Genomic DNA, 26609 nt, shown 5'->3' with positions numbered 1-26609 from the left:
CGGATATGGTTGCGGGCATGAGCGAGTCACACCCCAGGATCAGCAAGGCTGTCATCCCCGCAGCAGGCCTCGGCACCCGGTTCCTGCCGGCCACCAAAGCCACTCCCAAGGAGATGCTGCCGGTCGTCGACAAGCCCGCGATCCAGTACGTGGTCGAAGAGGCCGTATCCGCGGGGCTCGACGACGTCCTCATGATCACCGGTCGTAACAAGCGTCCCCTGGAGGACCACTTCGACCGCAACTACGAGCTCGAGTCCGCCCTCCAGAAGAAGGGCGACGCGAGCCGGCTCGCCAAGGTCCAGGAGTCCAGCGACCTGGCCACCATGCACTACGTCCGCCAGGGCGACCCCAAGGGGCTCGGCCACGCGGTCCTGTGCGCCGCCCCGCACGTCGGCAGCGAGCCCTTCGCCGTCCTCCTCGGCGACGACCTGATCGACCCGCGCGACCCCCTGCTCGCCCGCATGGTCGAGGCCCAGGAGCAGCACGGCGGCAGCGTCGTCGCCCTCATGGAGGTCGCCCCCGAGCAGATCCACCTCTACGGGTGCGCCGCCGTCGAGGCCACCGGCGACGACGACATCGTCAAGGTGACGGACCTGATCGAGAAGCCGGACGCGGCGGACGCACCCAGCAACTACGCGGTCATCGGCCGCTACGTGCTCGACCCCGGCATCTTCGACATCCTGCGCAAGACCGAGCCCGGCCGCGGCGGCGAGATCCAGCTCACCGACGCCCTCCAGCAGCTCGCCGCGGACGAGAAGATCGGCGGCCCGGTGCACGGCGTGGTCTTCAAGGGCCGCCGCTATGACACCGGCGACCGCGGCGACTACCTGCGTGCCATTGTCAGACTCGCGTGCGAACGTGAAGACCTGGGCCCGGACTTCCGGACCTGGCTTCGCAGTTACGTCACCGAGGAGATGTAGCAATTTGACCAGCCCCGCGACCCGTGTCACCGGCCAGGACCACATCTGGTCGGTGACCGAGCACCTGGAGGACATCCTCTCCGCCGTCCGCCCCCTCGATCCGATCGAGTTGCAGCTCCTCGACGCCCAGGGCTGCGTCCTGGTGGAGGACGTCACGGTGCCGGTCTCCCTGCCGCCGTTCGACAACAGCTCGATGGACGGGTACGCGGTCCGGGTCGCCGATGTCGCGGGCGCCAGCGAGGAGTTCCCGGCCGTCCTGACCGTCGTCGGCGACGTGGCCGCGGGCCAGGCCGAGCCGCCGTACGTGGGGCCCGGCGAGGCGGCGCGCATCATGACCGGCGCCCCGCTGCCGCCCGGCGCCGAGGCGGTCGTCCCCGTGGAGTGGACCGACGGCGGCCTGGGCAAGGGCGCCGTCTCCGGGATGCGGGCCCACAGCGCGTCCCCCGAGGGCGCCTCGGGCCAGGTGCGGGTCCACCGCCCGGCCGAGGAGCGCGCGCACGTGCGCGCGGAGGGCAGCGACGTCAGGGCCGGTGACCGGGCCCTGACGGCCGGCACGGTCCTCGGCCCGCCGCAGATCGGCCTGCTCGCCGCCATCGGCCGCGGCACGGTACGCGTGCGCCCGCGCCCGCGCGTGGTCGTCCTCTCCACCGGCAGCGAGCTCGTCCAGCCCGACGAGGAGCTGGGCTCCGGCCAGATCTACGACTCCAACAGCTTCGCCCTCACCGCCGCCGCGGCGGACGCCGGGGCGATCGCCTACCGCGTGGGCGCGGTCGCCGACGACGCCGAGACGCTCCGCGCCACCATCGAGGACCAGCTCATCCGCGCGGACCTGCTGGTCACCACCGGCGGCGTCAGCGTCGGGGCGTACGACGTGGTCAAGGAGGCCCTGTCCTCGGTCGGCGACGAGGACGAGGCGGGCAGCGGCGTCGACTTCCGCAAGCTCGCCATGCAGCCCGGCAAGCCCCAGGGCTTCGGCGGCATCGGCCCCGACCACACCCCGCTGCTCGCCCTCCCGGGCAACCCGGTCTCCTCGTACGTCTCCTTCGAGCTGTTCGTCCGCCCCGCGATCCGCACCATGGCGGGCCTGACGGACGTGCACCGGCCCACCACCCGGGCCACCCTGCGCACCGGCAAGGCGCTGACCTCTCCGGAGGGCCGCCGGCAGTTCCTGCGCGGCACGTACGCGGACGGCGAGGTGACGCCCGTCGGCGGCGCCGGATCCCACCTGATCGCCGCGCTCGCCCACGCCGACTCGCTGATCGTCGTCCCCGAAGAGGTCACCTCCGTCGAGCCCGGCACGGAGGTCGAGGTGGTCCTGCTCGGCTGACCGCCCGGGCTTGGCGGTACCGTTGCGCGCACAACAGGCCACGCGCCGCACCGCGACGGGCCCTGACCGGGAGCGCCACAGCAGATGAGTACGCAGGACCGACTGACACACATCGACGACGCGGGCGCGGCCCGGATGGTCGACGTATCCGGCAAGGACGTGACCGCGCGCACCGCCCGCGCCAGCGGCCGGGTCCTGGTCTCACCCCGTGTGGTCGAGCTGCTGCGCGGCGAGGGCGTCCCCAAGGGCGACGCCCTCGCCACCGCGCGCATCGCGGGCATCATGGGCGCCAAGCGCACCCCCGAGCTGATCCCGCTGTGCCACCCGTTGTCTGTGTCGGGTGTCAAGGTTGATCTGTCGGTCGCCGACGACGCGGTGGAGATCCGCGCCACGGTGAAGACCACGGACCGTACGGGCGTCGAGATGGAGGCGCTCACCGCGGTCGGCGTCGCGGCGCTCACGGTGATCGACATGGTCAAGGCGGTCGACAAGGGGGCGGTCATCACGGACGTGCGGGTTGAGGAGAAGACCGGCGGCAAGTCGGGCGACTGGCGCCGGGAGCCGGGCGGCGTGAGCCGTGGGCCGGGCGACGGAAGCCGTGGGTCGGCTGACGTGAGCCGTGAGTCGGGCGACGGGAGCCGTGAGTCGGGCGACGGGAGCCGGGCATGACGCCCCGGCCGTACCGCGCGCTCGTCGTCACGGCCTCCAACCGCGCCGCCGCCGGGGTCTACCAGGACCGGGGCGGCCCCCTGATCACCGCGGCGCTTCAGTCGTACGGCTTCGCGGCGGACGGCCCGCGGGTGGTCCCGGACGGCGATCCGGTCGAGGCGGAGCTGCGGGCCGGCGTCGAGGCCGGGTACGACGTCGTCGTGACCACCGGCGGCACCGGCATCTCGCCCACCGACCGCACCCCCGAGGCCACCCGGAGCGTCATCGACCGCGAGGTGCCGGGCATCGCCGAGGCGATCCGTGCCTACGGCCGGGAGAAGGTGCCGACGTCGGCGCTCTCCCGGGGCCTCGCGGGGGTCGCCGGGCGGACGCTGATCGTGAACCTGCCCGGCTCCACCGGCGGCGTACGCGACGGCCTGGCCGTCCTGGAGCCGCTGCTCAGACACGCCGTCGACCAGATCCGCGGCGGTGACCACCCGGGGAACAGCGGCAGTGGGGGTGCGAGCTGAACAGCCCATCCTGGCCCGTGGAGCTGACGGACGGCGAGGTCGTCCTGCGGCCGATAAAGGTGCGCGACCAGCGGGCCTGGCGCGAGGTCAACCGGCGCAACCGGGACTGGCTGCGGCCCTGGGAGGCGACCATCCCGCCGCCCACGGCGAGCGGCCCGACGGCGCACCGGCCGACGTACCGGCAGATGGTCAGGCACCTGCGCGCCGAAGCCAGTGCGGGCCGGATGCTGCCCTTCGTGATCGAGTACCAGGGGCGGCTCGCCGGGCAGTTGACGGTCGCCGGGATCACCTGGGGCTCGATGTGCTCGGGGCACATCGGCTACTGGGTGGACGAGGCCGTGGCCGGACGGGGTGTCATGCCGACGTCCGTCGCGCTCGCGGTGGACCACTGCTTCCGCACCGTCGGACTGCACCGCATCGAAGTCTGTATTCGCCCCGAGAACGGGCCGAGCCGCAGAGTCGTGGAGAAACTCGGATTCCGCGAGGAAGGGCTGCGTCCGCGATATCTTCACATCGACGGAGCCTGGCGTGACCATCTGGTCTTCGCACTCACCGCCGAAGAGGTGCCCGAAGGACTGCTCACCCGCTGGCAGCGGGAGCGGGCGCGGAACCCGCGCCAGAACACGTAGGGGCTCCGCCGGTTACGCGTGGCGGTCGTCCGCGGCGGTGTCGTGGCTGGTCGCGCCCCCGCGGCGGAGCCGCAGATGTGCACTCCCGCGCCCCTGGACGGTGCCCCTCGGGGCCTGACCGGGGGCGCGGCCGGATTCGGTTGTTCCGCGGACTGGGCAAATGAAATAGGTGTTCGAAATTGATCGGGTGGCGACCGTCCCGGGGCGTTAATTTCGCGGTTGCGGTGGCCTGGTGATCACATCGGTCACAAAAAAAGCTCGAAATATCAGCCAGATCGTGCGACACACCGGCTCAATTGGCAGATGGCCTCATGCAAACCCCTCTACCGTGTGAGGCGTGAGCAGCAGCGGCCTCATCTACGCAGTCATCGTCGGGGCCTGGGCCGCCTACTTGGTGCCGATGTGGCTCCGTAGGCAGGACGAGCTGAACGAAGCCCGTCCGACGGAACGCTTCAGCACCGCCATCCGGCTGCTGTCCGGACGGGCGGGGATGGAGCGCCGGTACGCCAAGGACCTGCAGGCGCGCTCCACCGACGAGGAGGAGCCCAGCGCCGACCCGGACGGCGTCACCGACTCGGTGGACGTCCGGGCCTTCGCCGTGCCGCCGGCCGGCCCCGGCCCGCAGGAGCAGGCCAGACAGCGGTCCCGGGCGCAGGCCGCCCAGGACCGGCAGCGGCCGCAGGCGCAGGCACGGGTCCCCGGGGAAGCGCCCGCCCAGCGTGAAGCGCCCGCCTCGCGCGAGGCGCCCGCCCGGACCACCGGCAGACCCGCCCCCCGGGGCGACGCCTCCCGGGCCGACGCCTCCAGGGCGGCCGCGTCCCGGGCGGCCGGACAGTCCGCACCGCGACCGTCCGCCGCCCAGTCCGCGTCCGCCTCCCGGTCCGCGCCGTCCGCCCCGGCCTCGCAGCCCGCGCGACGGGCCGCCGCGGCGGAGGCCGCGGCACGCGCCCGGCGCTCCAAGGTGCTGGCGCGCCGACGGCGCACCACCACCGTGCTCTTCCTCGCCTTCACGCTCGGCGCCGTCGTCGCCGCGGTCGGCGGGCTCGCCTTCCTCTGGGCGCCCGCCGCGCCCGCCGTCCTGCTCAGCGCCTACATCGCCTATCTGCGCTCCCAGGAGCGGCGGCGCTTCACCTACGTCATGGACCGGCGGCGGGCCGAGGCGGCGGCGCAGCGGCTGCGCGAGCGGCAGCCCCGGCGCAGGCCCACGCCCGACCCCGGCGTCGAGGAGCCGGACGACTCCCCCGAGCCGGAAGTCGACCCCGGACTCTCCGCCCTCGCGGCCGACCGCCGCGCCCTGGTCGAGCAGACCGACCACGCGGAGTGGGTCGACCAGCAGCGCGAGCGCCAGCGGCGGCCGGGCCACGGCGACAGCTGGGACCCCGTCCCGGTGCCGCTGCCGACGTACGTCACCGCGCCGGTCGCCCCGCGCGCGACGCCCAGCGTCGACCTGGGCGACCCGGACGCCTGGAGCTCGGCGCGGTCCAGCGCCGCGGAGCCCAAGGCGCCGGAGGCGGAGCCCGTCGTGGAGGAGCGGGCGGACCCGGCCGGTGACGACGGACGCAGCGACGCCCGCCGAGCGGCCTCCGCCCGCCGCGCCCGCGAGCGCGGCCGGACCCCGCTGTTCGACCAGTACGAGGACGGCGGACGGCCGCGCGCGGCCAACGAGTGACGGCCGATCCGGAGCCCGGCGCTGACCAGCCAGGAACGGATTTCCGAGCACCCGGATGGGGATGCTAGAGTTTCACTCGTTGCAAGGGCCTGTGGCGCAGTCCGGTAGCGCACCTCGTTCGCATCGAGGGGGCCAGGGGTTCAAATCCCCTCAGGTCCACTGCAATTGAGAGCCCCGTCGGATCCGTCCGACGGGGTTCTCGTGCATCCGGGGCCGCTACAGGTTCTTGGCGTAGCAGCGGCTTCCGTCGTGGTGGCGGTAGAGGCCGAACTTGGCGCAGGGCTCGTAGCCGCTGGAGGCGTACAGGGCCATGGCCTCCGGCTGCTTGGTGCCGGTCTCCAGGACCATGCGGCGGCGGCCGGCCGCGCGGGCGTCGGCCTCCAGGGCGGCCAGGATGCGGCGGGCCAGCCCCAGGCCGCGGGCCTCGGTGAGCACGAACATCCGCTTCAGCTCGGCGTCGCCGTCCTCGTATCCCTCGTCGCCCGCGTCCTGGGTGCGCCAGCCGCCCGTGGCCATCGGGCGGTCCCGCTCGTCGTACGCGATCAGGTACAGGCCGGCCGGCGGGGCGAACATCGTCGGGTCGAGCGGTGTGATGTCGCCCTCGTCCCCGTAGCGCTCGGCGTATTCGAGCTGCACCAGGTCGTTGAGTTTCACGGCGTCGGGGTGGTCGAAGGAGACCGGGCGTATATTCATGCGTGTCATCGTACTTCTATGCGGTGGGAACGGGTGACGGATTAAGTATCGTGCCCGGGTGCTGACTGTTACCTCTGTGAACGTGAATGGCCTGCGAGCCGCCGCCAAGAAGGGCTTCGTGGAGTGGCTCGCCGGGACGGACGCCGACGTCGTGTGCCTCCAGGAGGTACGGGCCGAACCGGCGCAGCTTCCGGAGGCGGTGCGGGCGCCCGAGGGGTGGCACGTGCTGCACGCGCCGGCCGCCGCGAAGGGCAGGGCCGGTGTGTCCCTCTTCACACGGCGCGAGCCCGACCGGGTCCGGGTCGGCTTCGGCTCCGCCGAGTTCGACGGCAGCGGACGTTACGTCGAGGCGGACCTGCCCGGCGTCACGGTCGCGAGCCTCTACCTTCCCTCCGGCGAGGTCGGGACCGAGCGGCAGGACGAGAAGATCCGCTTCATGGCGGAGTTCCGCACCTATCTCCATGGGCTGCGGGAGCGGGCCGCCGCCGACGGGCGCGAGGTCCTGGTCTGCGGCGACTGGAACATCGCCCACCAGGAGGCCGACCTCAAGAACTGGCGCGCCAACCGCAGGAACTCCGGCTTCCTGCCGGAGGAGCGGGACTGGCTGGGCTCGGTCTTCGAGGACGGCTACGTGGACGTCGTACGGGCCCTCCACCCCGGCGTCGAGGGCCCGTACTCGTGGTGGTCGTACCGGGGGCGGGCCTTCGACAATGACAGCGGATGGAGGATCGACCTCCATGTCTCGACGGCCGGGCTCGCGGGCAAGGCCGTGAAGGGGTTCGTGGAGCGGGCCGCCACGCACGAGGAGCGGTGGTCCGACCACGCGCCCGTCACCGTCGTCTACGGCGTGTGAGCCGGGAGTCGGTGGTCCGGCTACGGGTTCCGGTCCCGTAGCCGCCGGTCCATCGCCAGGGAGAGCTCCGCCTCCACCACGCTCTTGGCCAGGGGGCGGAGGCGTTCGACGTCGGACGGGGTGCGGTTCTCCGTGAGGACCAGGTCGGCGAAGAGGGCGGCCATGGCGTCGGCGTGTTCGCGGACGCGGCGGGCGGCGGCGAGGATGTCGGCGAGGGGGATGCCCTCGCGGACCAGGGTCGCCGAGGTCTCCAGCAGGCGGCGGCTGATGTGGACGATCTCCGTGCCGTCGATGCCCAGGTAGCCCAGGTCCATCGCCGCTTCGAGGTTCTCCGGGGTGTCCTGGCCCGCGAAGACGTCCGCCAGTTCCTCGGGGGAGAGGCGGACCGGGGTCTCCTCGGAGGGGGCGCCGAGGCCGAGGAGGTCGCCGACGTCGCGGCCGTGGTCGAAGGCCTCGGCGAGTTCGGCGATGCCGCTGAGGGTGTGGCCGCGTTCCAGCAGGGCGGCGATGGTGCGCAGGCGGGCCAGGTGGTCGTCGTCGTACCAGGCGATGCGGCCCTCGCGCCGGGGTGGCGGGATGAGCTTGCGCTCCCGGTAGAAGCGCAGGGTGCGCACCGTAATGCCGGCCTCCCTGGCCAGCTCCTCCATCCGGTACTCCCGCTTGTCCGCCACGGGCCGAGCCTATGTCGTACCGACGGTAACTTTCCTTCTCCCGACCCCTACCCATCAGTACGGAGCTGCTCTACCCTCCAATTGCGCCAGTGTTCACTGGCAGAGTCGTGCGGCAAGGAGGCGTCGGGATGACCGAGCACGAGCATGTACGGGTGGCGGTGGTCGGGTCGGGGTTCGGCGGGCTCGGGGCCGCCGTGCGGCTGCGCCGCGAGGGCGTGACCGACTTCGTCGTCCTGGAACGGGCCGGCAGCGTGGGCGGCACCTGGCGGGACAACAGCTACCCCGGGTGCGCGTGCGACGTGCCGTCCCACCTCTACTCGTTCTCCTTCGCGCCCAACCCCGACTGGCCGCGCACCTTCTCCGGGCAGGAGCACATCCGCGCCTACCTGGAGCGCGTCACGGACCTCTACGGACTCCGGCCGCACCTGCGCTTCGACTCCGAAGTGAAGATGATGCGCTGGGACAACGAGCGGCTGCACTGGGAGATCGAGACGGCGAGCGGGTCGCTCACCGCCGATCTCGTCGTCTCCGCCGCCGGGCCGCTGTCCGACCCGAAGGTCCCGGACGTGCCGGGCCTGGACACCTTCCCCGGCAAGGTCTTCCACTCGGCCCGCTGGGACCACGGCTACGACCTGCGGGGCAGGCGGGTCGCCATGATCGGCACCGGCGCCTCGGCGATCCAGATCGTGCCCGCGATCCAGCCCGACGTCGAGCGGCTGACGCTCTTCCAGCGCACCCCGGCGTGGGTGATGCCGCGCATGGACCGCGCCATCACCGGGGCGGAGCGCTGGCTGCACCGCCGGCTGCCGTTCACCACGCAGGCGCGCCGCGGACTGCTGTGGGGGATCAGGGAATTGCAGGTCCAGGCGTTCACCAAGCGGCCCGACGAGCTGGGGCTCGTCGAGCAGCTCGCCAAGCGGAACATCGCGCGGGCGATCAAGGATCCGGCGCTGCGGGCCAAGCTCACCCCCGACTACCGCATCGGGTGCAAGCGCATCCTGCTCTCCAACGCCTACTATCCGGCGCTCGCGCAGCCCAATGTCGACGTCGTCGCCAGCGGGCTCGACCGTATCGAGGGCTCGACGCTCGTCGGCGCCGACGGCTCCACCGCCGAGGCCGACGTGATCGTCTTCGGCACCGGCTTCCACGTCACCGACATGCCGATCGCCGAGCGGGTCGTCGGCGCGGACGGGCGGACGCTGGCGGAGGTCTGGCGGAGCGGCATGAAGTCGCTGCGCGGCGCCACCGCGGCCGGCTTCCCCAACTGGATGACGATCATCGGCCCGAACACCGGCCTCGGGAACTCCAGCATGATCCTGATGATCGAGTCCCAGCTCAACTACCTCGCCGACTACGTGCGCCAGCTCGACGTCCTCGGCGGACGCGTGGCGCTCGACGCCCGGCCCGCCGCCGTCGACGCCTGGAACGCCAAGGTCCAGAAGCGCATGGAGCGCACGGTCTGGAGCACCGGCGGCTGCACGAGCTGGTACCTCGACCCCAGCGGCCGCAACACCACCATCTGGCCGGGCACGACGACCGAGTTCCGGGGTGCCACGCGCCGGGTGGACCTCGGCGAGTACGAGGTCGTACGGCCGCCCGGGGCCACGGTGGACGACGGTGCGGCGCGGAAGGTGGAGGCCGAGGCGTGAGCAGGCTGATGCACGTGGCCGAGGGGCCGTACGCGCCGCCCGTGCCGCGCGAGGTGCTGACCGTCAAGTCCGCCGACGGCGCGCGGCTGCACGCCGAGGTGCACGGGCCGAAGGGCGCGCCCGCCGTCGTCCTCGCCCACGGCTGGACCTGCTCGACCGCCTTCTGGGCGGCGCAGATCCGCGAACTGGCGGCCGGGCACCGGGTGATCGCCTACGACCAGCGCGGGCACGGGCGCAGTCCGGCGAACCGGGTATGCAGCACCGACGCGCTCGCCGACGACCTGGAGGCGGTGCTCGCCGCGACGCTCGCGCCCGGTGAGAAGGCCGTGCTCGCGGGCCACTCCATGGGCGGCATGACGCTGCTGGCCGCGGCCGGGCGGCCCGGTTTCCGGGAGCACGCGGCGGCGGTGCTGCTGTGCAGTACGGGCAGCTCGCGGCTGGTGGCCGAGTCGCTGGTGATCCCGCTTCGGGCCGGGTGGCTGCGGACCAGGCTCACCAGGTCCGTGCTGGGGTCGCGGGTGCCGCTCGGGCCCGTCACGCCGGCCGCCAAGCGGATCCTCAAGTACGCGACCATGGGCCCCGGTTCGGCGCCGGGCATGGTCGAGGCGTGCGCGCACATCGTGCACGCCTGCCCGCGGCAGGTGCGCCGCTCCTGGTCGCACGTGCTCGACCTGCTCGACCTCGATCACGGGATACGGGAGCTGCGGGTGCCGGCCGCCGTCGTGGTCGGTACGGCGGACCGGATGACGCCGCCGGTGCACGCGCGGGCCCTCGCGGCCCGGCTGCCGCACTGCGTCGGCCTCACCGAACTGCCCGGACTCGGGCACATGACACCGGTGGAGGCGCCCGAGCTGGTGACGGCCCGCATCCGGGAGCTGGCCGCCGAGTACGTACCTGCACGTGAACGGAGTTCAGAGCACTCGGACTTGAAGGAGGCGGGCGCATGAGCAGGGTGAGCCTGGAGGGACAGGTCGCGGTCGTCACGGGAGCGGCGCGCGGTGTCGGGGAACTCCTCGCCCGCAAGCTCTCGGCGCGCGGCGCCAAGGTGGCGCTGGTCGGCCTGGAGGCGGACGAGCTGAAGCAGGTCTCGGAGCGGCTGCACAGCGAGAGCGACCACTGGTACGCCGACGTGACCGACCACGAGGCGATGGCCCGGGTCGCCGCGGAGGTGAAGCGGCGGTTCGGGAAGGTCGACATCGTCGTCGCCAACGCCGGGGTCGCCAACGGCGGTCCGTTCGCGGACTCCGACCCCGTCGCCTGGCGCCGGGTCATCGAGGTCAATCTGATCGGCTCGGCGGTGACGGCGCGCGCCTTCCTGCCGGTGCTGAGGGAGAGCCGCGGCTATCTGCTCCAGATAGCGTCCCTGGCCGCGATCACGCCCGCGCCCATGATGAGCGCGTACTGCGCGTCCAAGTCGGGCGTGGAGGCGTACGCGCACAGCCTGCGCGCGGAGGTCGGCCACCAGGGTGTCCGGGTCGGGGTGGCCTATCTGTCCTGGACCGACACGGACATGGTGCGGGGCGCCGACCAGGACGACGTGATGCGCGAGCTGCGGCAGCGGCTGCCGTGGCCGTCCAACAAGACGTATCCGCTGGGTCCCGCGATCGACCGGATCGTCGCCGGGATCGAGCGGCGCTCCAGCCATGTGTACGCCCAGTGGTGGCTGCGCGGCATGCAGGGCATCCGGGGTTACCTCCCGGCCGTCATCGGGGTGGTGGGCCAGCGCGAGATGCGCCGGTTCGCACCGCGGCTGGAGGGGGTCTCCAAGGGGCTGGTGGGCGCGGGCGGCGCGGCGGACGAGGAGGGGCGGCGGCGCGCCCGGTCCTGAACCGATGAGGGGCGGCGGCGCGCCCGGTCCTACACCGATGAGGGGCGGCGGCGCGCCCGGTCCTGAACCGGTGGACACGGCTCGGCTCACGGTCCGTAACTGGTCGAAATGCGCGGTATGTCCCCGCGTGCAAGTCTGGTCTCGCTCGATCAAACACCCCCTACAGGAGTGAACTCCATGGGTATGAAGGACCAGTTCCAGGACAAGGCCGACCAGCTCAAGCAGCAGGCCAAGCAGAAGGCCGGCCAGCAGGGCGACCAGGCCCGTGACCGCGGCCAGCAGGCCCGCGAGCGTGGCCAGGACCGCGCGAGCCAGGCGCAGCAGGACGCGCAGGACCGCTTCGACCAGGACTACGAGGCCTGACGGAGCACGCACGACTTCACCCCGGACGGGGCGCCCTCCGACACGGAGCGCGCCCCGTTCGCCATGTGTGGGGCCGTGGGCTCAGGAGCGCGGCGGCAGCTCCGGCCGGGTGCGGTCCGGGGCGTCGGAGAGGTCGGGCGGCGACGCGGGCGGGTGGGTGCGCAGCAGGTCGCAGGCGAGCCGCACGGCGTCGTCGAGCTGCGCGTGGCGGCCCTCGGCCCAGTCCAGCGGCGTACGCAGGATCTCCAGGTCGGGCGCGACGCCGTGGTTCTCCACGGACCAGCCGTAGGCGTCGAACCAGGCCGCGTTCATCGGCACCGTGATGACCGTGCCGTCGCCGAGCCGGTGCCGCCCGGTCATGCCGACGACCCCGCCCCAGGTGCGCTGGCCGACCACGGGCCCCAGCTCCAGCAGCTTGAACGCGGCCGTGATCATGTCGCCGTCCGAGGCGGTGGACTCGTCCGCGAGGGCGACGACCGGACCCCGGGGCGCGGTCGAGGCGTACGACACCGGCTGCGCGTCGCGGGTCAGGTCCCAGCCGATGATCTTCCGGGTGAGCTTCTCGACGACGAGTTCGCTGATGTGGCCGCCCGCGTTGCCGCGCACGTCGACGAGGAGGGCGGGCCGGGACACCTCCATGCGCAGGTCGCGGTTGAACTGGGCCCAGCCGGAGCCGCCCATGTCGGGGATGTGCAGATAGCCGCAGTGGCCGTGGCTCAGCTCGTGCACGACGGCGCGCCGCTTGGTGACCCAGTCCTGGTAGCGCAGCGGCCGTTCGTCGATCAGCGGCACCACCGCGACCCGGCGGGCGGGCCCGGGGCCCTCCGCGGGCCGGAAGGTCAGCTCGACCGTCGTCCCGCCCGCGCCCGCGAGCAGCGGGAACGGTCCCCGCACCGGGTCGACGGGGCGGCCGTCCACATGGGTGAGCACCGCGCCCTCGCGGATGCCCGAACCGGCCAGCGGGGAGCGGGCCTTGGAGTCGGAGGAGTCGCCGGGCAGGATCCGCTTCACCAGCCAGGCGCCGTCCCGGCAGACGAAGTCGGCGCCGAGCAGGCCCTGCCAGCGCTGGTAGTGCGGCGGGCCCTCGTTGCGGCGGGCGGCGGAGACATAGGCGTGGGACGTGCCGAGTTCGCCGAGCACCTCGCGCAGCAGATCGGCGAACTCGTCCGGGGAGGCGATCCGGTCGAGCAGCGGCCGGTACTGGCGAAGGACCGCGTCCCAGTCGATCCCGCACATGTCCGGGTCCCAGTAGTAGGCGCGGATCAGCCGGCCCGCCTCCGCGTACGACTGGCGCCACTCGGCGGGCGGGTCGACCTCGTGCAGGATGCGGCGCAGGTCGATCCAGACCGTGCTGTCGCCGTCGCCGGGCTCGGTGGCGGGGACGGCGCGCAGGTCGCCCTCGTCGACCACGACGAGCCGGCTGCCGTCGCCGCTGACCGTGAACCAGTCCAGGTGGGAGACGAGTTCGCGCTTCTTGGCCTTGGCGATGTCGAAGTGTTCCAGGGTGGGCCGGCCCGTCATGTCGTCCGGGTTGGCGAAGGTCTCGCCGAGCGCCCCGGAGATCGGCCAGCGCAGCCAGACCAGACCGCCGCCGGCCACCGGGTGCAGCGCCGAGTACTTGGAGGCGGTGACCGGGAACGGGGTCACCCGGTTCTCCAGGCCCTCGGCCTCTACGCACGCCGTGGCGCCGTCGTCGGGTTCCTCCGGGGCCGGGTCGAGCCCGCCGGCCACCGGGCGCCCGTCCGGGTTCAGCGCGAACGGCGAAGGGGTGGCCGAGGAGAGCGGTACGAGGTAGGGGCGGCAGCCCAGCGGGAAGGACAGGTCGCCGGTGTGCACGTCGTAGACCGGGTCGAAGCCGCGCCAGGACAGGAAGGCCAGATAGCGGCCGTCCCGGGTGAAGACCGGGTTCTCGTCCTCGAAGCGGCCGTTGGTGACGTCGACGACCGTCCGGTCCCTGATCCGGGCCATCTTGATCGACCGCAGGGTGCGGCCGACGCCCGGGTGCGACCAGGTCAGCCAGGCCCCGTCGGGGGAGAACGCCAGGTCCCGCACGGGCCCGTTGACGGACCGGATCAGCTCTACGACCTCACCGCCGCCCGCGGCTTCGGCTTCGGTACCGGTGCCGGACGCGTCCTCGCCGCCGGGCTCCGCCGCCGTACTGATCAGCAGCAGCCGTCCGTCGTGCGAGGCGAGGGCGAGGCGCTCGCCGGACGGGTCCGACACCATCTCCAGGACCCGGCCCAGCGCGCCGGAGGCGAGCCGGCGCGGCGCGCGCTCGCCGGTGGCGCGCGGCAGCCCGGCGATCTCCACGGCGTCCTCGCCGTCCGCGTCGGTGAGGTGCGCGACCTGCCCGGTCGAGCCCAGCATCTCCGGGAGCCTGACCCGTACGCCCGGGGTGTCCGTGAGGGTGCGGGCCGGGCCGTCGCGGTGGGTGAGCCAGTACAGGCTGCCGCGTACGACGACGGCGCTGGCGCGGCCCGTCTCGTCCACCGAGATGCCGTCGACGTGCTGGGCGGCGGGCACCTGATACGTGCGCCGGCCCGCGCGAGGCCCGCACAGGCGGACGTCCAGACGGTGCGGGACCGAGCCGGGGGACAGGTCGTCGACGAGCCACAGGTCGCCGGCGCACTGGTAGACGACGCGGGTGCCGTCGCTGGAGGCGTGCCGGGCGTAGAAGGCGTCGTGGTCGGTGTGGCGGCGCAGGTCGGAGCCGTCGTACGCGCACGAGTAGAGGTTGCCGACGCCCTCGTGGTCGGAGAGGAAGGCGATGCGTCCGGCCACGAACATGGGGGAGTGCAGGTGGCCGCCGAGGTCGGGCAGGAGCCGCTGTCCGTGCAGCCACAGGCGTCCCGTGGCGCCGCCCCGGTACCGCTTCCACGAGGCGGGTTCGTGCGGCGGCGTGCCGGTGAGCAGCAGGGTCTTCCGTTCGCCCGCGATGTCGGCGACCTGGATGTCGGAGACCGGGCCCCAGGGCAGCCGGCGTCCGTCCCCGCCGTCGGTGGGGACGTCGTAGGCCCAGGTGAAGTGGGAGAAGGGCTGGCCGTGCGAGGCGACGGCGAGGATGTCGCAGTGCCCGTCCCGCTCGGGCGGCGACCAGCCGCAGACCTGGGTGTCCGCGCTGCCCCAGTAGGTGAGCCGGGTGCCGGGCCCGCCGTCCACCGGCACCAGATGGATCTCCGGGACGAGACTGCGCCAGCTCGTGTACGCGATCCGGCTGCCGTCGGGCGAGAACCGCGGGTGGCCGACCTTGGTCCGGTCGACGGTCAGCCGCCAGGCCCGTTCCGGGCTGTCCAGGGGGGCCAGCCAGAGGTCGTCCTCGGCGGCGAAGCAAAGGCGGTTCCCGCGGAGGTGCGGGAATCGCAGGTACCCGGGGTTTTTCTGGTGATCGGCGCTCACTTGTCCATGCTTGGCCCGGGGGACCGGGGCGGCAACTCCAATGCTCTCCACTGGGGTGCCGCGGTCTGCCGTCAGGTGACTGCGGCGCCGTCGTGGCTGGTCGCGCAGTTCCCCGCGCCCCTTCGGGGCGCGCGCCCCTGGCGGACGCCGAAACGTCCCCGTTGCCTGACTCGGAGATCCGTGACGCAGCCCACGTACGAAACTGTTTCGTTTCGCTAGGGGATGGGGTTACTCTCTACGTGTACGAAACAGTTTCGTTCGCGGCGGCGCCTCCGATAAGGTGCTGTCCGGACGTATGGGAGCAGGAAGGTGAGTGCGATGGCTGATGCCGCAACGGTGCGCCGCAGTCGGATCACCCCCGAGCGCGAGGCCGAGCTGTACGCGGCCGTGCTCGACCTGCTCCGGGAAGTCGGTTACGACGCGCTGACCATGGACGCCGTCGCCGCCCGTACGCGTTCCAGCAAGGCCACCCTCTACCGCCAGTGGGGCGGCAAGGCCGAACTGGTCGTCAAGGCGATGCGGAACCAGAAGCCGGTCGCGCTCGCCGGAGTGGACACCGGGTCCCTGCGGGGCGACTTCCACGCGCTCACGTTCCGGCAGGACGACTGCGACATGGAACAGGACTCCGCGCTGATGCGGGGTCTGGCCAATGCCTTCCACTCGCACCCCGACCTGCTCCGGGCGTTCCGGGAATGGATCATCGAGCCGGAGCTGCGCGAGCTGCGCCGGATGATCCAGCGTGCCGTCGACCGCGGTGAGGTCCGTGCGGACAACCCGGCGAAGGAGTACCTGATGCACATGATCATCGGTGCCTTCGCGACCCGTGCGCTGATCGACGAACTGCCGCCGTCGCAGGAATTCCTCCGTTCGTACATCGACGCCGTGGTGCTCCCCGCCCTCGGCTGTTGACCCCCGTACCTGCCCTCCCTCACCCCCCTCTGCCGACCCACCTGACGCGACCGCTCACGTCGTCGGGCTGACCCTCCCTGCCGTCGCCCCGCACCCACCGGGCGTCCGCACCAGCCCCTGCCGTTCCACGACCTGACCGGGAGTACGAACTCGTGGCCACGTTCCTCTACAAACTCGGCCGACTCGCCTTCAGGCGACGGCATTTCGTCGCCCTGATATGGGTGGCCCTGCTCGCGCTCGCCGGCGTCGGGGCCGCTTCGGCCCCCACCGCGGGCGACAGTTCCTTCTCGATCCCCGGCACCGAGGCGCAGAAGGCCTTCGACCTGCTGGAGGAACGTTTCCCCGGGTCCAGCGCCGACGGCGCGACCGCCCGGGTCGTCTTCCAGGCGCCCGACGGCCAGAAGATGGCGGACGCGGCGAACAAGTCCGCCGTCGAGAAGGCCGTCTCGGAGCTCGGCGACGGTTCCGAGGTCGTCTCCGTCACCGACCCCTTCAAGGCCAAGTCCATCAGCCAGGACGGCACGATCGCGTACGCCCAGGTGTCGTACAAGGTCTCCGGCGTGGAGCTGAAGGAGGCCACCACCGACGCGCTGGAGAAGGTTGCGCAGGACACGCGGGACACCGGGCTCACGGTCGAGATCGGCGGTGACGCGCTCCAGGCCATGCCCGAGACCGGGTCCACCGAGGTCATCGGCATCGTCGTGGCGGCCGTCGTCCTGGTGATCACCTTCGGGTCGCTGATCGCGGCCGGGCTGCCGCTGCTGACCGCGCTGATCGGCGTCGGCATCGGCGTCTCGACGATCACCGCGCTGGCCAAGGCGCTCGACCTCGGCTCCACCACCTCCATCCTCGCGATGATGATCGGCCTCGCGGTCGGCATCGACTACGCCCTCTTCATCGTCTCCCGCTACCGGGCCGAGCTGGCCGAGGGCCGCCAACGCGAGGACGCGGCCGGACGGGCCGTCGGCACCGCGGGGTCCGCCGTGGTCTTCGCCGGTCTCACCGTCGTGATCGCGCTGGTCGGCCTGTCCGTCGTCAACATTCCGATGCTCACCAAGATGGGCGCCGCCGCCGCGGGCACGGTCGTCATCGCCGTCCTCATCGCCCTCACCATGGTCCCGGCGCTGCTCGGCTACGCGGGCCGCAAGGTGCAGCCCGCGGGCAGGAAGAGCCGGCTGCTCGGCGGCAACAGCAAGAAGGCGCAGGCCGCAGCGGACGGGGAGCGGCCCAACATGGGCACCCGCTGGGCCCGGTTCGTCGTCCGCCGTCCCCTGACCGTGCTGCTCCTCGGCGTCGTCGGCCTGGGCGCCGTCGCCATACCGGCCGCCTCGCTGGAGCTGGGCCTGCCCGACGACGGCTCGCAGCCGACGTCCACGACGCAGCGCCGCGCCTACGACCTGCTCTCGGAAGGGTTCGGGCCCGGTTTCAACGGCCCGCTGATGGTCGTGGTCGACGCCAAGTCCAGCGACGACCCCAAGGGCGCCGTCACCACGGTGTCGGACACCGTCAAGGACATCAAGGGCGTCGTCAGCGTCACCCCGGCGACCTACAACAAGGCCGGTGACACGGCCATGATCAGCGTCATCCCGGACTCCAAGCCGTCCTCGACCGAGACCGAGAACATCGTGCACGCCATCCGCGGCGCGGGCGGCACCATCACGTCCGACACGGACGCGAAGGTCCTGGTCACCGGCTCGACCGCGATGAACATCGACTTCTCGCAGAAGATGAACGACGCGCTGCTGCCGTACCTGGCGCTGGTGGTCGGTCTCGCCTTCCTGCTGCTGATCGTGGTCTTCCGCTCGATCCTGGTCCCGCTCAAGGCGGCCCTCGGCTTCCTGCTCTCGGTGCTCGCCGCGCTCGGCGCCGTCGTCGCGGTCTTCCAGTGGGGCTGGCTGTCCGGCCTCATGGGCGTCGAGGAGACCGGCCCGATCATGTCGATGATGCCGATCTTCATGGTCGGCGTGGTCTTCGGCCTCGCGATGGACTACGAGGTTTTCCTCGTGACCCGGATGCGGGAGGCGTACGTCCACGGCGAGCGGCCGGGCCAGGCGATCGTGACCGGCTTCCGGCACGGGGCCCGGGTGGTCACCGCCGCCGCCGTCATCATGATCGCCGTCTTCGCCGGCTTCATCGGCTCCAGCGAGTCGATGATCAAGATGATCGGCTTCGGCCTCGCCATCGCCGTCTTCTTCGACGCCTTCGTGGTCCGCATGGCGATCGTCCCGGCGGTGCTCGCCCTGCTCGGCAAGCGCGCCTGGTGGCTGCCGAAGTGGCTGGACCGCGCGATCCCGAACGTCGACGTCGAGGGCGAGGGCCTGCGCGCCCACGACGCGGACGGCCCGAAGGACGGGGACGAGGACCGGGCACTGGCCCGCGTCTGACGGCCCGCCCGGCGCTTCGAGGACCCGGCCCCTACTGCCGCACCGGTGCGGCAGCAGGGGCCGGGGTCGTGGCCGGAGTCGTGGCCGTGGCCGCGTACGTGGAGCGCAGGAAGCGGATCAGCGTCGTGGCGTCGAACTGGACGACCGCCACGCCGTGGGCGGAGTGGAACTCCACGACCGCCCGGACCCGGCCGCACGGCCAGACGCTCACCCGGCCCGCGCTGGCGGGCGCGAGCAGACCGCGTTCCAGCAGGTCACGGGTGAAGGTCCAGCGGTGCGGGCCGGGCAGGCACACGCGGACGCGGGCGGGGTCGGCCACGGGGTCGTAGCTGAGGACGACCGGGACGGCGCGCTCGCCGTCCTGGGAGTCCGTGACGAGATGAGCTCGCGCGTACTGTTCGACGACGGACATCGGCCCGCTCCTCACGCTGCGTAACCCAAGCAGAAGCTGTGAATCCGCTCTGACTTCCCAATGTGGCACAGATTGCCGGGTCCGCATCCCGGTCAGGTGGCCTCAGTCAATAGGCCACCTGACCGGGAAACGCGCGAGTAATTGAGAACTTAATTGGGGGTTCACTCGCTCTTGCAAGTCATTCGCAGGTAGGCGTTATTCTCGGTACGTGCATGTGCCTGACGGATTCATCAATGTCCCGGTCTCCGCGGTCACCGGCGTGGTCGCCGCCGGTGCCGTCGCCGTGAGCCTCAAGGGGGCCCGCCGCGAGCTGGACGAGCGCACCGCGCCGCTCGCCGGTCTGGTCGCCGCCTTCATCTTCGCCGTACAGATGCTGAACTTCCCGGTCGCGGCCGGGACCAGTGGACATCTGCTCGGCGGTGCCCTCGCCGCGATACTCGTCGGCCCCTGTACCGGGGTCCTCTGTGTGTCCGTGGTGCTGCTCATGCAGGGCATCCTCTTCGCGGACGGCGGTCTGACCGCCCTCGGCGTGAACATCACGGACATGGCGATCGTCACCACGGTCGTCGGCTACGCGGTCTTCCGCGGCCTGGTCAAGGTGCTCCCGCGGGGGCGGCGCTCCGTCACCGTCGCCGCCTTCGTCTCCGCGCTGCTGTCCGTCCCGGCCGCCGCGGTTGCCTTCACCCTCATCTACGCCGTCGGCGGCACCACCGACGTCTCCCTCTCCAAGGTCGCCACCGCCATGATCGGCGTCCACGTCCTCATCGGCATCGGCGAGGCCGTGATCACCGCCCTCACGGTGGGCGCCGTCATCGCCGTACGGCCCGACCTCGTGTACGGGGCGCGCGGCCTGAAGCAGAACCTCCGGCTGCGGGTGAACGGCGAGCTGGTCGACGCCCCCGAGCCGGTCACCGCCCCGGCCCCCGCCCGCACCTCGCACCGCAAGGTGTGGATCACCGGCCTGGTCACCTCCCTGGTGCTCGCCGGGTTCGTCAGCTTCTACGCCTCCGCCAGCCCCGACGGCCTGGAGAAGGTCGCCGCCGACAAGGGCATCGACAAGAAGGCCGAGGAGCACGCCGCGGCCGACTCGCCGCTCGCCGACTACGGCGTCAAGGACGTCTCCGACGCCCGGCTCTCCGGCGGCCTCGCGGGCGTGATCGGCGTCGGCGTCACCGTAGTCGCGGGCAGCGCCGTCTTCTGGGCCGTGCGCAGGCGCCGCGGCGGCGACAGCTCGCCGGCCTCCGTGCCCTCCGTGCCCGAATCCGACTCCGTCTGATGGGCGCGGGCCACGCCCATCGGCTCTACCGGCACGGGCACTCGCCGGTGCACGCCCTGCCGCCGCACACCAAGCTCGCCGCCGCCTTCGCCTTCGTGATCGTCGTCGTCTCCACCCCGCGCGAGGCGATGTGGGCCTTCGCGCTGTACGCCGTGCTCCTCGCGGCCGTGGCGTACCGGGCGCGGATCCCCGCGGGCTTCCTGCTGAAGCGGCTGCTGATCGAGATCCCGTTCGTCGCCTTCGCGGTGCTGATGCCGTTCGTGGCCGAGGGCGAGCGGGTCGACGTCCTCGGCCTGTTGCTGAGCGTCAACGGCCTGTGGGGCGCCTGGAACGTACTGGCCAAGGGCACCCTGGGCGTCGCCGCCTCGGTCCTGCTCGCCTCCACCACCGAACTGCGCGAACTGCTCCTCGGCCTCCAGCGGCTCAAACTGCCGCCGCTTCTCGTGCAGATCGCCTCCTTCATGATCCGCTACGGCGACGTCATCACCGACGAGATGCGCCGCATGCGCATCGCCCGCGAGTCCCGCGGCTTCGAGGCCCGCGGCGTACGGCACTGGGGCGTCCTCGCCAAGTCCGCCGGCGCCCTGTTCATCCGCTCCTACGAACGCGGCGAGCGGGTGCACCTCGCCATGGTGAGCCGGGGGTACGCCGGATCCATGCCGGTGATCGACGAGGTGAGCGCGGACCGGGCGCAGTGGTCGTACGCGCTGGCCCTCCCGTTCGCCGCCCTCGTCGTATGTCTGCTGGGATGGACCCTGTGACCGCCTCCGATGCCCGTACCGCCGACGTCCCGCCCTCCCTGGAAGTGGCCGGGCTCGCCTTCGCCTACCCCGACGGCCACCAGGCCCTCTTCGGGGTCGACTTCGCCATCGGGCGCGGCGAGCGCGTGGCGCTGCTCGGCCCGAACGGCGCCGGCAAGACCACGCTCGTGCTGCATCTCAACGGCATCCTGACCGGCGGTGCCGGGACGGTGACCGTGGCCGGGCTGCCGGTCGGCAAGCGGCACATGGCCGAGATCCGGCGGATGGTCGGCATCGTCTTCCAGGACCCCGACGACCAGCTCTTCATGCCGACCGTGCGCGAGGACGTGGCCTTCGGGCCCGCGGCGGCCGGGCTGAAGGGCGACGAGCTGGAGACACGGGTGCGCACGGCCCTGGAGCGGGTCGGCATGGCGGAGTTCGCGGACCGCCCGCCGCACCACCTCTCCTTCGGGCAGCGCCGCCGGGTGGCCGTGGCGACCGTGCTCGCGATGGAGCCGGAGATCCTCGTCCTGGACGAGCCCTCCTCCAACCTGGACCCGGCCTCCCGGCGCGAACTCGCCGACATCCTGCGCTCGCTGGACGTCACCGTCCTGATGGTCACGCACGACCTGCCGTACGCCCTCGAACTGTGCCCCCGTGCCCTGATCCTCAGCGAGGGCGTGATCGCCGCCGACGGGCCGACCGGCGAACTCCTCTCCGACGACGCGCTGATGCGCACCCACCGCCTGGAGCTGCCGTTCGGCTTCGACCCGCGGTCGGTGACGACGGGGGCGTGACCGACCCCGGCGCCGGGGGCTCAGAGCCTGTGTCGTATCCCCGGCCGGGCGTGCGGCGTCTGGCACGCACTCCCCCTAGCTCTGCGAGCAGGGGGGACCCTCAGCCGCGTTGCCGAAACGTCCTAGTAGCTCCTCTCCCAAGGTCTTAAGGACCAGGGGGGACCCCCATGACGCCGCGCGCTGATCCGACCGGGGTTTGGACACAGGCTTTCAGACCGCGGCTCCGGCCGCGAAGGTTCCGGCGTGCTCCGCCGCCCACTGGGCGAAGGTGCGGGCCGGGCGGCCGGTGACCTGCTCGACGGTGCCGACGACCGTGCGGCCCACCTCCGGGGTGTCGCCGTACGCCACGCGCAGGAAGCCGATCACGTCCTCCGGCATGCCGGACGCCCGCCACCGCTCGACGGCCTCCTCCTCGGTCAGCTCGACCAGCGCGATCTCCCGGCCGCGGGCGGCGGCGAGCGCGGCCACCTTGTCGCCGACGGTCAGCAGCTCGGGTCCGGTGATCACGTACTCCCGCCCGCCGTGGCCCTCCTCGGTCAGCGCGACCGCGGCGACGGCGCCGATGTCGCCCTCGTGGACCATGGCGCTCAGCCGGCCGGTGAACGGCTCGCGGACCTCGTCGGCGGCCGTGACCCCGGGCGCCCACTCCAGGGCGTTGGACATGAACTCCACCGGCATGAGCACCGTCCAGTCGAATCCGCCGTCGGCGCGCACGGCGTCCTCCAGGAGCGAGGGGCCGCCGCCGTGCAGCACGGTGATCCGGCGGACGCCGGCCGCGCGGGCCAGCTCCAGGATGCGCGGGCCGGTCTCCAGCGGGGCGAAATAGGCCCCGCCGAAGGTGATCAGGTGCAGCCCGGTGACGCCCTCCAGGGCGGGGACCAGGGAGTCGGGGTCGGTCAGGTCGCCCCGGACGGCCTCGACACCAGCCGGGAGACCGGCCTTCGACGGGTCCCGGGTGAGGGCGCGGACCTGGTGACCGCGGTCGAGGAGTTCGGCGACGACCTGACGCCCGACGGTGCCGGTGGCGCCGGTGACGAGGATCTTCTGGTTCTTGTTCTGCGTCATGGCTTCACCGTAGGAAGACTTGCGGTCAGGTTCTGTCCGCGAGTGATCGAAGGTGTGGGCGATCGCACCCGGCCGTGAGGAATCGCCACCGGTGGACCGTTGTTGACCACATGGAAGTCTCGGCCGGGGCATGAGAAACAGGAGTGCGGACGTGGACGTGAACGGCACAGTGGCCGAGGGCTTCGAGCCGGTCAGGGAGGCGTTCGTCCGCACCTTCGACACGCTCGGCGAGCGGGGCGCCGCGGTGGCCGTCTACCGCCACGGCCGCAAGGTCGTCGACCTGTGGGGCGGCACCCGGGACGTGGACGGGACCGAGCCCTGGCAGCGCGGCACCGCGCACGTTCTGCACTCCGCGACCAAGGGCGTCGCCGCCGCCGCGCTGCTCCTGCTGCACCAGCGCGGCGAGCTCGACCTCGACGCCCCGGTGGGCGCGTACTGGCCGGAGTTCAAGACGCGGGGCAAGGAGCGGATCCTCGTACGGCACGTGCTGGCGCACCGGGCGGGTCTGCCGGTCGTCGACCGGCCGCTGACGCCCGCCGAGGCAGCCGACCCCGACCGTACGGCCGCCGCCCTGGTCGCGCAGGCCCCCGAGTGGGAACCGGGCACGGCGCACGGCTACCACCCGCACACCTACGGCTGGTTCGCCGGCGAGCTGGTGCGCCGGATCACCGGGCGCGGCGTCGGGGAGTGGATCGCGGACGAGATCGCCGGCCCGCTCGGCGCGGACCTCTGGGTCGGGCTGCCGGACGCCGAGCGCGGCCGGACGGGCCGGTCGGGGCGCGTCGCGCCGCCGGAGACGGCGAACACCCTGCGGATGCGGCCCAAGCGGTCGGTGGCCGAGGCGTACGCCGACCCGTCCTCCCTCACCAGCCGCGCTTTCGCCGCGATCACCCCGGCCCCCGACGACAACGACCCGGCGTACCGGGCGGCGGCCCTGCCCGCCTCCAACGGCATCGCGACGGCGGAGGCGCTGGCCCGGTTCTACGCGTCCCTCATCGGCGAAGTGGACGGCCGGGCACCGCTGTTCACCCCTAAGACGGTGGCACGGGCCCGCGCGGAGGAATCCGCCGGGCCCGACCGCGTGCTCGTCGTGTCCACCCGCTTCGGCCTCGGCTTCATGCTGCACGGCCCGGCGTCCCCGCTCCTCGCTCCCGGCTCCTTCGGCCACCCGGGCCGCGGCGGCCCTCTCGGTTTCGCCGACCCCGAGTCGGGCATCGCCTTCGGCTACGTCACCAACGGCTTCCGCAAGACGGTCACGAGCGACCCTCGGGCGCAGGCGCTGCTGCGGGGGGTACGGGCGGCCCTGTCGTCCTGACCGCACAGGCCCCGCCGGGAAGCGCGGCGGGGCACGGCGAAGGCGTACCAGGACACCCCCGCGGTCCTGGCACGCCTTGATTCCCCCGTCCCGGAAGTCCTCCCGGGTCCGCTCGTAGCGCGGTGCTCACAAGGATGCTCGGCGGACGCCCGCCTGTCGTTGGCCGGGAGTCCCCGGTTACTTGGCGGAGCGTCCACAGCCCCGCGCGGCCACCCCGGGGACCGCGGCGAGCGTCTGCCTGCGGAACTCGCCCGGCGGCAGGCCGTACGCGGTGCGGAAGGCCCGGGTGAACTCGGGGGCGCGGGCGAACCCCCAGCGGGCCCCGACCGCGTGCACCGGCAGCGTGGTCAGGGCCGGGTCGCAGAGGTCGCGGCGGGCGTTCGCCAGCCGCCGGTTCCGGACGTAGGCGGCCACGGACACGTCCTCGGCCTGGAAGAGGCGGTACAGGTGACTGCGCGAGACGTGGTGCGCGGCGGCGATCCGGGCGGGGGTCAGCTCCGGGTCCGCCAGATGCCGGTCGACGAACGCCTTGACGCGCAGGAGCAGCGTCCGTTCGTGGGTCTCGGGCGGCAGCCGGAGGTCGTCGTCCACGGCGTGGGCGAAGACGGCCGTCACCAGGTCCGCGACGACGGTGCCGAGGCGGGGCGCGTCCGACGGCCGGTACGGGCCGGTGTCCGACGCCAGTTGGACGAGCAGCTGGGCCAGCAGGGCGCCGGTCCCCTCGCGGCCCGATATCCGGCGCCCGACGGCCCGTTCGGCGTGGCCCGCGGGCAGCGCCACCAGCGCCCGCGGGAGCTCGACCCCCACGATGGTGACCGGGTCGGGGCCGGTGTGGATCTCGTACGACCGCGAGGAGCAGTTCACGTGGAAGTCGCGGATCCCGTACGCGGCCTGCTGTCTGTCCCAGGCGGCCAGTCCCTCGCCCCGCAGCAGCAGGGAGAGGTGGAAGGTCTCCGGGTCGGACTGGCGGACGAGCTTCGGGGTCCGGCGGAAGACGAGGTGGTCGAAGGTGGCCGGCCACACCACCACGTCCCCGAGTTCGAACACCCGCTGGTGCCCGCGGTAGTCCGCCGCGCGGTCGCTGTCCAGCTCCATGGGGGCGTGGGTGCGGCCCAACCGCTGCGTCCACGCCTCGAACCGGTCGGCCACCGGCAGATCCAGGGTTCGCAGGACCGACTCGTGCAGCACGCGGTCAGTGAATCACACGGGGCCCGCCGGCCCCGGAACCGGCCCTTCCGGACGACGGCCGGTGCCTGGCGGGGGCGGGCCGCCGTCCGGCGGGGGCCGGTCGCGCGGTACCCCCCGCCCCTGGGACGGCCTCAACCGGCGTGCAGCATCAGCCCGATGCCGACCACGAGCAGGCCCGCCGCGGCGACGCGCGGCGCCCCGAAGCGCTCCTTGAAGAATACCGCTCCGATGGCCGCCCCGACGATGATCGAAATCATCCTTTGCTCATACGGTGATTGCATGAGCCGATCGAAGCCAGCCAGGACCGCGATCATCCCGGGCGAGCCCGCAGCGATCTACTGCCGTATCTCTCACACCAAGGACGAGGATCAGACTGGAGTCGACCGACAGGAGCGCATCTGCCGCGAGGTCGCAGAACGGCTCCGACTCCGGGTCGAGGCGCGTCACGTCTACGTGGACAACAACCGCTCGGCGTGGCAGCGCAACCGCAACCGGCCAGGGTGGAACGAGATGCTGGAGGCGATGGGAGAAGGCGAGATCCGGCACGTCATCGTCTACCACCCCGACCGCCTCATGCGGCAGCCCAAGGACCTCGAAGAGCTTCTCTCGATCGCCGACGACAAGCGCGTGCTCCTGCACGGCGAGGCGAACCGACGCGACCTGTCGGACCCCGACGACCGGTTCATCCTCCGCATCGAGGTGGCCCACGCGTGCCGCTCCTCCGACGACTCGTCACGACGGCTGAAGGACGCCCTGAAGGACAAGGCCCGCGAGGGCAAGCCGCACGTGGGCAATCGTCCCTACGGCTACACGGGCAACGGTCAGGCGATCATCGAGAAAGAGGCGGAGATCGTCCGCGAGGTGTATCGGCGGTACCTGGACGGTCAGTCACCCCTGCGCATTGCCGAGGACCTCGCGGCGCGGGGAGTGGTGACGTCCAAGGGCAATACGTGGCAACCGGAGAACGTCCGTCATCTGCTGGTGTCCACATTCGTGGCAGGTATCCGAACCCATCTGGGTGAGGAGGTGGGACCCGGGACGTGGCCCGCCATCATCGATCGCGGCCAGTGGGATGAGGTTCAGCGGCATAGGAAGTACCGAGCTCAGCAGGCCAGGGATGAGCAGAAGCGACCGAGCCGCTTCTATCTGCTGCGTGGAGTCGCGACGTGCTCATGCGGAGTCCGCATGGCCGGTACGAACGGCGTGCGGTACGCCTACTACCGGTGCACGCGAGCCGGCGACGTCGGACAGCAGAAGGATCGTGTCCCTCGTCGTGGTGTTGGGGATCAACGACCGGGAGTGCGCGGGCGTCTGCCCGGGGCGCACTTCCATGGATGGGTCCCGCTC

At 72.4% G+C, this 26609-nt stretch carries 24 protein-coding genes, 1 tRNA gene and 1 pseudogene; 19 read left to right on the top strand and 7 right to left on the bottom strand.

The genetic code is table 11. The features are described 5' to 3' along the window. Positions 1 to 17: 17 nt before the first annotated feature. The 7 genes from galU (at position 18) to ACFV6E_RS34540 (ending at position 5882) form a co-directional block, all read left to right on the top strand. Positions 18 to 920 (top strand): UTP--glucose-1-phosphate uridylyltransferase GalU, encoded by a 903-nt coding sequence (galU, locus tag ACFV6E_RS34570; protein ID WP_385174580.1) that lies wholly within the window; start codon positions 18 to 20, stop codon positions 918 to 920. A gap of 4 nt (positions 921 to 924) precedes the next feature. Beyond that, complete coding sequence (glp, locus tag ACFV6E_RS34565) at positions 925 to 2247, top strand: gephyrin-like molybdotransferase Glp (RefSeq protein WP_385467079.1); 1323 nt, start codon at positions 925 to 927, stop codon at positions 2245 to 2247. A gap of 84 nt (positions 2248 to 2331) precedes the next feature. Beyond that, the gene (gene moaC / locus ACFV6E_RS34560) at positions 2332 to 2916 is read left to right on the top strand and encodes a cyclic pyranopterin monophosphate synthase MoaC (RefSeq protein ID WP_385174575.1); all 585 of its coding nucleotides are present in this window, start codon (positions 2332 to 2334) and stop codon (positions 2914 to 2916) included. Further along, positions 2913 to 3425, top strand: a complete 513-nt coding sequence (locus tag ACFV6E_RS34555; RefSeq protein ID WP_385174572.1) for a molybdenum cofactor biosynthesis protein B — start codon at positions 2913 to 2915, stop codon at positions 3423 to 3425. Before moaC ends, ACFV6E_RS34555 begins: the two co-directional genes overlap by 4 nt. Before the next feature lie 17 nt (positions 3426 to 3442). Next, on the top strand, positions 3443 to 4054 hold the full coding sequence (locus ACFV6E_RS34550; protein WP_385174569.1) for a GNAT family N-acetyltransferase: 612 nt from the start codon (positions 3443 to 3445) through the stop codon (positions 4052 to 4054). A 337-nt stretch (positions 4055 to 4391) separates the two neighbouring features. Next, positions 4392 to 5723 carry a gephyrin-like molybdotransferase receptor GlpR gene (gene glpR / locus ACFV6E_RS34545; RefSeq protein WP_385174566.1) on the top strand — a complete coding sequence of 444 codons (1332 nt, stop codon included), beginning with the start codon at positions 4392 to 4394 and terminating at the stop codon, positions 5721 to 5723. Positions 5724 to 5808: 85 nt separating this feature from the next. Beyond that, a tRNA-Ala gene (locus ACFV6E_RS34540) sits at positions 5809 to 5882 on the top strand. Positions 5883 to 5939: 57 nt separating this feature from the next. Here the strand turns inward: ACFV6E_RS34540 and ACFV6E_RS34535 are convergent. Further along, positions 5940 to 6416, bottom strand: coding sequence for a GNAT family N-acetyltransferase (locus tag ACFV6E_RS34535; protein WP_385467076.1), 477 nt, complete (start codon positions 6414 to 6416; stop codon positions 5940 to 5942). A 58-nt stretch (positions 6417 to 6474) separates the two neighbouring features. Between ACFV6E_RS34535 and ACFV6E_RS34530 the strand changes: the two genes are divergently transcribed. Further along, the gene (locus ACFV6E_RS34530) at positions 6475 to 7269 is read left to right on the top strand and encodes an exodeoxyribonuclease III (RefSeq protein WP_385467073.1); all 795 of its coding nucleotides are present in this window, start codon (positions 6475 to 6477) and stop codon (positions 7267 to 7269) included. Between the two features lie 20 nt (positions 7270 to 7289). Here the strand turns inward: ACFV6E_RS34530 and ACFV6E_RS34525 are convergent, their stop codons facing one another. Beyond that, entirely contained in the window at positions 7290 to 7916 is a 627-nt protein-coding gene (locus ACFV6E_RS34525) for a MerR family transcriptional regulator (RefSeq protein WP_385174586.1), read from the bottom strand. Positions 7917 to 8068: 152 nt separating this feature from the next. Between ACFV6E_RS34525 and ACFV6E_RS34520 the strand changes: the two genes are divergently transcribed. The 4 genes from ACFV6E_RS34520 (at position 8069) to ACFV6E_RS34505 (ending at position 11780) form a co-directional block, all read left to right on the top strand. Further along, positions 8069 to 9589 (top strand): flavin-containing monooxygenase, encoded by a 1521-nt coding sequence (locus ACFV6E_RS34520; RefSeq protein ID WP_385467070.1) that lies wholly within the window; start codon positions 8069 to 8071, stop codon positions 9587 to 9589. Further along, positions 9586 to 10536, top strand: a complete 951-nt coding sequence (locus tag ACFV6E_RS34515) for an alpha/beta fold hydrolase (RefSeq protein WP_385174557.1) — start codon at positions 9586 to 9588, stop codon at positions 10534 to 10536. Before ACFV6E_RS34520 ends, ACFV6E_RS34515 begins: the two co-directional genes overlap by 4 nt. Next, positions 10533 to 11417: an SDR family oxidoreductase gene (locus tag ACFV6E_RS34510; RefSeq protein WP_385467067.1), complete on the top strand. Its 885-nt coding sequence runs from the start codon at positions 10533 to 10535 to the stop codon at positions 11415 to 11417. The genes ACFV6E_RS34515 and ACFV6E_RS34510 overlap by 4 nt, the downstream gene beginning before the upstream one ends. Positions 11418 to 11594: 177 nt before the next feature. Next, positions 11595 to 11780, top strand: a complete 186-nt coding sequence (locus tag ACFV6E_RS34505; protein ID WP_385174551.1) for a hypothetical protein — start codon at positions 11595 to 11597, stop codon at positions 11778 to 11780. Positions 11781 to 11861: 81 nt separating this feature from the next. Here the strand turns inward: ACFV6E_RS34505 and ACFV6E_RS34500 are convergent, their stop codons facing one another. Continuing rightward, the gene (locus tag ACFV6E_RS34500; protein ID WP_385467064.1) at positions 11862 to 15176 is read right to left on the bottom strand and encodes a S41 family peptidase; all 3315 of its coding nucleotides are present in this window, start codon (positions 15174 to 15176) and stop codon (positions 11862 to 11864) included. A 318-nt stretch (positions 15177 to 15494) separates the two neighbouring features. Here ACFV6E_RS34500 and ACFV6E_RS34495 point away from each other — a divergent pair, with 318 nt between their 5' ends. Both ACFV6E_RS34495 and ACFV6E_RS34490 read left to right on the top strand, forming a co-directional pair. Beyond that, positions 15495 to 16085, top strand: coding sequence for a TetR/AcrR family transcriptional regulator (locus ACFV6E_RS34495; RefSeq protein ID WP_385164615.1), 591 nt, complete (start codon positions 15495 to 15497; stop codon positions 16083 to 16085). A gap of 152 nt (positions 16086 to 16237) precedes the next feature. Continuing rightward, positions 16238 to 18469: an MMPL family transporter gene (locus tag ACFV6E_RS34490; RefSeq protein WP_385467062.1), complete on the top strand. Its 2232-nt coding sequence runs from the start codon at positions 16238 to 16240 to the stop codon at positions 18467 to 18469. A gap of 31 nt (positions 18470 to 18500) precedes the next feature. Here ACFV6E_RS34490 and ACFV6E_RS34485 read toward each other — a convergent pair whose 3' ends face one another. Beyond that, a complete protein-coding gene (locus ACFV6E_RS34485; protein WP_385164609.1) occupies positions 18501 to 18881 on the bottom strand; it encodes an SsgA family sporulation/cell division regulator in 381 nt (126 codons plus the stop codon). Positions 18882 to 19089: 208 nt separating this feature from the next. On the opposite strand from ACFV6E_RS34485, the gene ACFV6E_RS34480 reads away from it, so the two are divergent. The 3 genes from ACFV6E_RS34480 to ACFV6E_RS34470 are packed head-to-tail and all read left to right on the top strand — an operon-like array spanning position 19090 to position 21694. After that, entirely contained in the window at positions 19090 to 20157 is a 1068-nt protein-coding gene (locus tag ACFV6E_RS34480; RefSeq protein WP_385164606.1) for an energy-coupling factor ABC transporter permease, read from the top strand. Beyond that, on the top strand, positions 20157 to 20918 hold the full coding sequence (gene cbiQ, locus ACFV6E_RS34475) for a cobalt ECF transporter T component CbiQ (RefSeq protein WP_385467060.1): 762 nt from the start codon (positions 20157 to 20159) through the stop codon (positions 20916 to 20918). Before ACFV6E_RS34480 ends, cbiQ begins: the two co-directional genes overlap by 1 nt. Next, on the top strand, positions 20894 to 21694 hold the full coding sequence (locus tag ACFV6E_RS34470; RefSeq protein ID WP_385467057.1) for an energy-coupling factor ABC transporter ATP-binding protein: 801 nt from the start codon (positions 20894 to 20896) through the stop codon (positions 21692 to 21694). Before cbiQ ends, ACFV6E_RS34470 begins: the two co-directional genes overlap by 25 nt. Before the next feature lie 210 nt (positions 21695 to 21904). Here the strand turns inward: ACFV6E_RS34470 and ACFV6E_RS34465 are convergent, their stop codons facing one another. Continuing rightward, on the bottom strand, positions 21905 to 22759 hold the full coding sequence (locus tag ACFV6E_RS34465) for an NAD(P)H-binding protein (RefSeq protein WP_385467055.1): 855 nt from the start codon (positions 22757 to 22759) through the stop codon (positions 21905 to 21907). 151 nt (positions 22760 to 22910) lie between these two features. Here ACFV6E_RS34465 and ACFV6E_RS34460 point away from each other — a divergent pair, with 151 nt between their 5' ends. Then, positions 22911 to 24074 (top strand): serine hydrolase domain-containing protein, encoded by a 1164-nt coding sequence (locus ACFV6E_RS34460; RefSeq protein WP_385467052.1) that lies wholly within the window; start codon positions 22911 to 22913, stop codon positions 24072 to 24074. A 177-nt stretch (positions 24075 to 24251) separates the two neighbouring features. On the opposite strand, the gene ACFV6E_RS34455 is transcribed toward ACFV6E_RS34460, so the two are convergent. Both ACFV6E_RS34455 and ACFV6E_RS34450 read right to left on the bottom strand, forming a co-directional pair. Continuing rightward, positions 24252 to 25262 carry a helix-turn-helix domain-containing protein gene (locus tag ACFV6E_RS34455; protein ID WP_385467051.1) on the bottom strand — a complete coding sequence of 337 codons (1011 nt, stop codon included), beginning with the start codon at positions 25260 to 25262 and terminating at the stop codon, positions 24252 to 24254. Positions 25263 to 25393: 131 nt separating this feature from the next. Continuing rightward, positions 25394 to 25522 (bottom strand): annotated as a pseudogene (locus ACFV6E_RS34450) (EamA family transporter); the annotation flags it as partial. Between the two features lie 19 nt (positions 25523 to 25541). On the opposite strand from ACFV6E_RS34450, the gene ACFV6E_RS34445 reads away from it, so the two are divergent. Continuing rightward, positions 25542 to 26609 (top strand): recombinase family protein (locus tag ACFV6E_RS34445; RefSeq protein WP_385467049.1); only part of this gene is annotated, 1068 nt, incomplete at its 3' end.

It is taken from the genome of Streptomyces sp. NPDC059785, assembly GCF_042732375.1.
In the GTDB taxonomy this organism is placed as follows: domain Bacteria; phylum Actinomycetota; class Actinomycetes; order Streptomycetales; family Streptomycetaceae; genus Streptomyces.
Note: the sequence above shows the minus strand (reverse complement) of the source record. Positions and strands in the feature narration are given on the sequence as shown.

What these genes read in the sequence shown, in the direction of transcription:
- ACFV6E_RS34535 (WP_385467076.1), bottom strand. Translation starts at nt 6,416, where the DNA reads ATGAATATACGCCCGGTCTCCTTCGACCACCCCGACGCCGTGAAACTC.
- ACFV6E_RS34505 (WP_385174551.1), top strand. Translation starts at nt 11,595, where the DNA reads ATGGGTATGAAGGACCAGTTCCAGGACAAGGCCGACCAGCTCAAGCAG.
- ACFV6E_RS34495 (WP_385164615.1), top strand. Translation starts at nt 15,495, where the DNA reads ATGGCTGATGCCGCAACGGTGCGCCGCAGTCGGATCACCCCCGAGCGC.
- ACFV6E_RS34470 (WP_385467057.1), top strand. Translation starts at nt 20,894, where the DNA reads ATGTCTGCTGGGATGGACCCTGTGACCGCCTCCGATGCCCGTACCGCC.
- cbiQ (WP_385467060.1), top strand. Translation starts at nt 20,157, where the DNA reads ATGGGCGCGGGCCACGCCCATCGGCTCTACCGGCACGGGCACTCGCCG.
- galU (WP_385174580.1), top strand. Translation starts at nt 18, where the DNA reads ATGAGCGAGTCACACCCCAGGATCAGCAAGGCTGTCATCCCCGCAGCA.
- ACFV6E_RS34520 (WP_385467070.1), top strand. Translation starts at nt 8,069, where the DNA reads ATGACCGAGCACGAGCATGTACGGGTGGCGGTGGTCGGGTCGGGGTTC.
- ACFV6E_RS34485 (WP_385164609.1), bottom strand. Translation starts at nt 18,881, where the DNA reads ATGTCCGTCGTCGAACAGTACGCGCGAGCTCATCTCGTCACGGACTCC.
- ACFV6E_RS34465 (WP_385467055.1), bottom strand. Translation starts at nt 22,759, where the DNA reads ATGACGCAGAACAAGAACCAGAAGATCCTCGTCACCGGCGCCACCGGC.
- ACFV6E_RS34555 (WP_385174572.1), top strand. Translation starts at nt 2,913, where the DNA reads ATGACGCCCCGGCCGTACCGCGCGCTCGTCGTCACGGCCTCCAACCGC.
- ACFV6E_RS34525 (WP_385174586.1), bottom strand. Translation starts at nt 7,916, where the DNA reads ATGGAGGAGCTGGCCAGGGAGGCCGGCATTACGGTGCGCACCCTGCGC.
- moaC (WP_385174575.1), top strand. Translation starts at nt 2,332, where the DNA reads ATGAGTACGCAGGACCGACTGACACACATCGACGACGCGGGCGCGGCC.
- ACFV6E_RS34510 (WP_385467067.1), top strand. Translation starts at nt 10,533, where the DNA reads ATGAGCAGGGTGAGCCTGGAGGGACAGGTCGCGGTCGTCACGGGAGCG.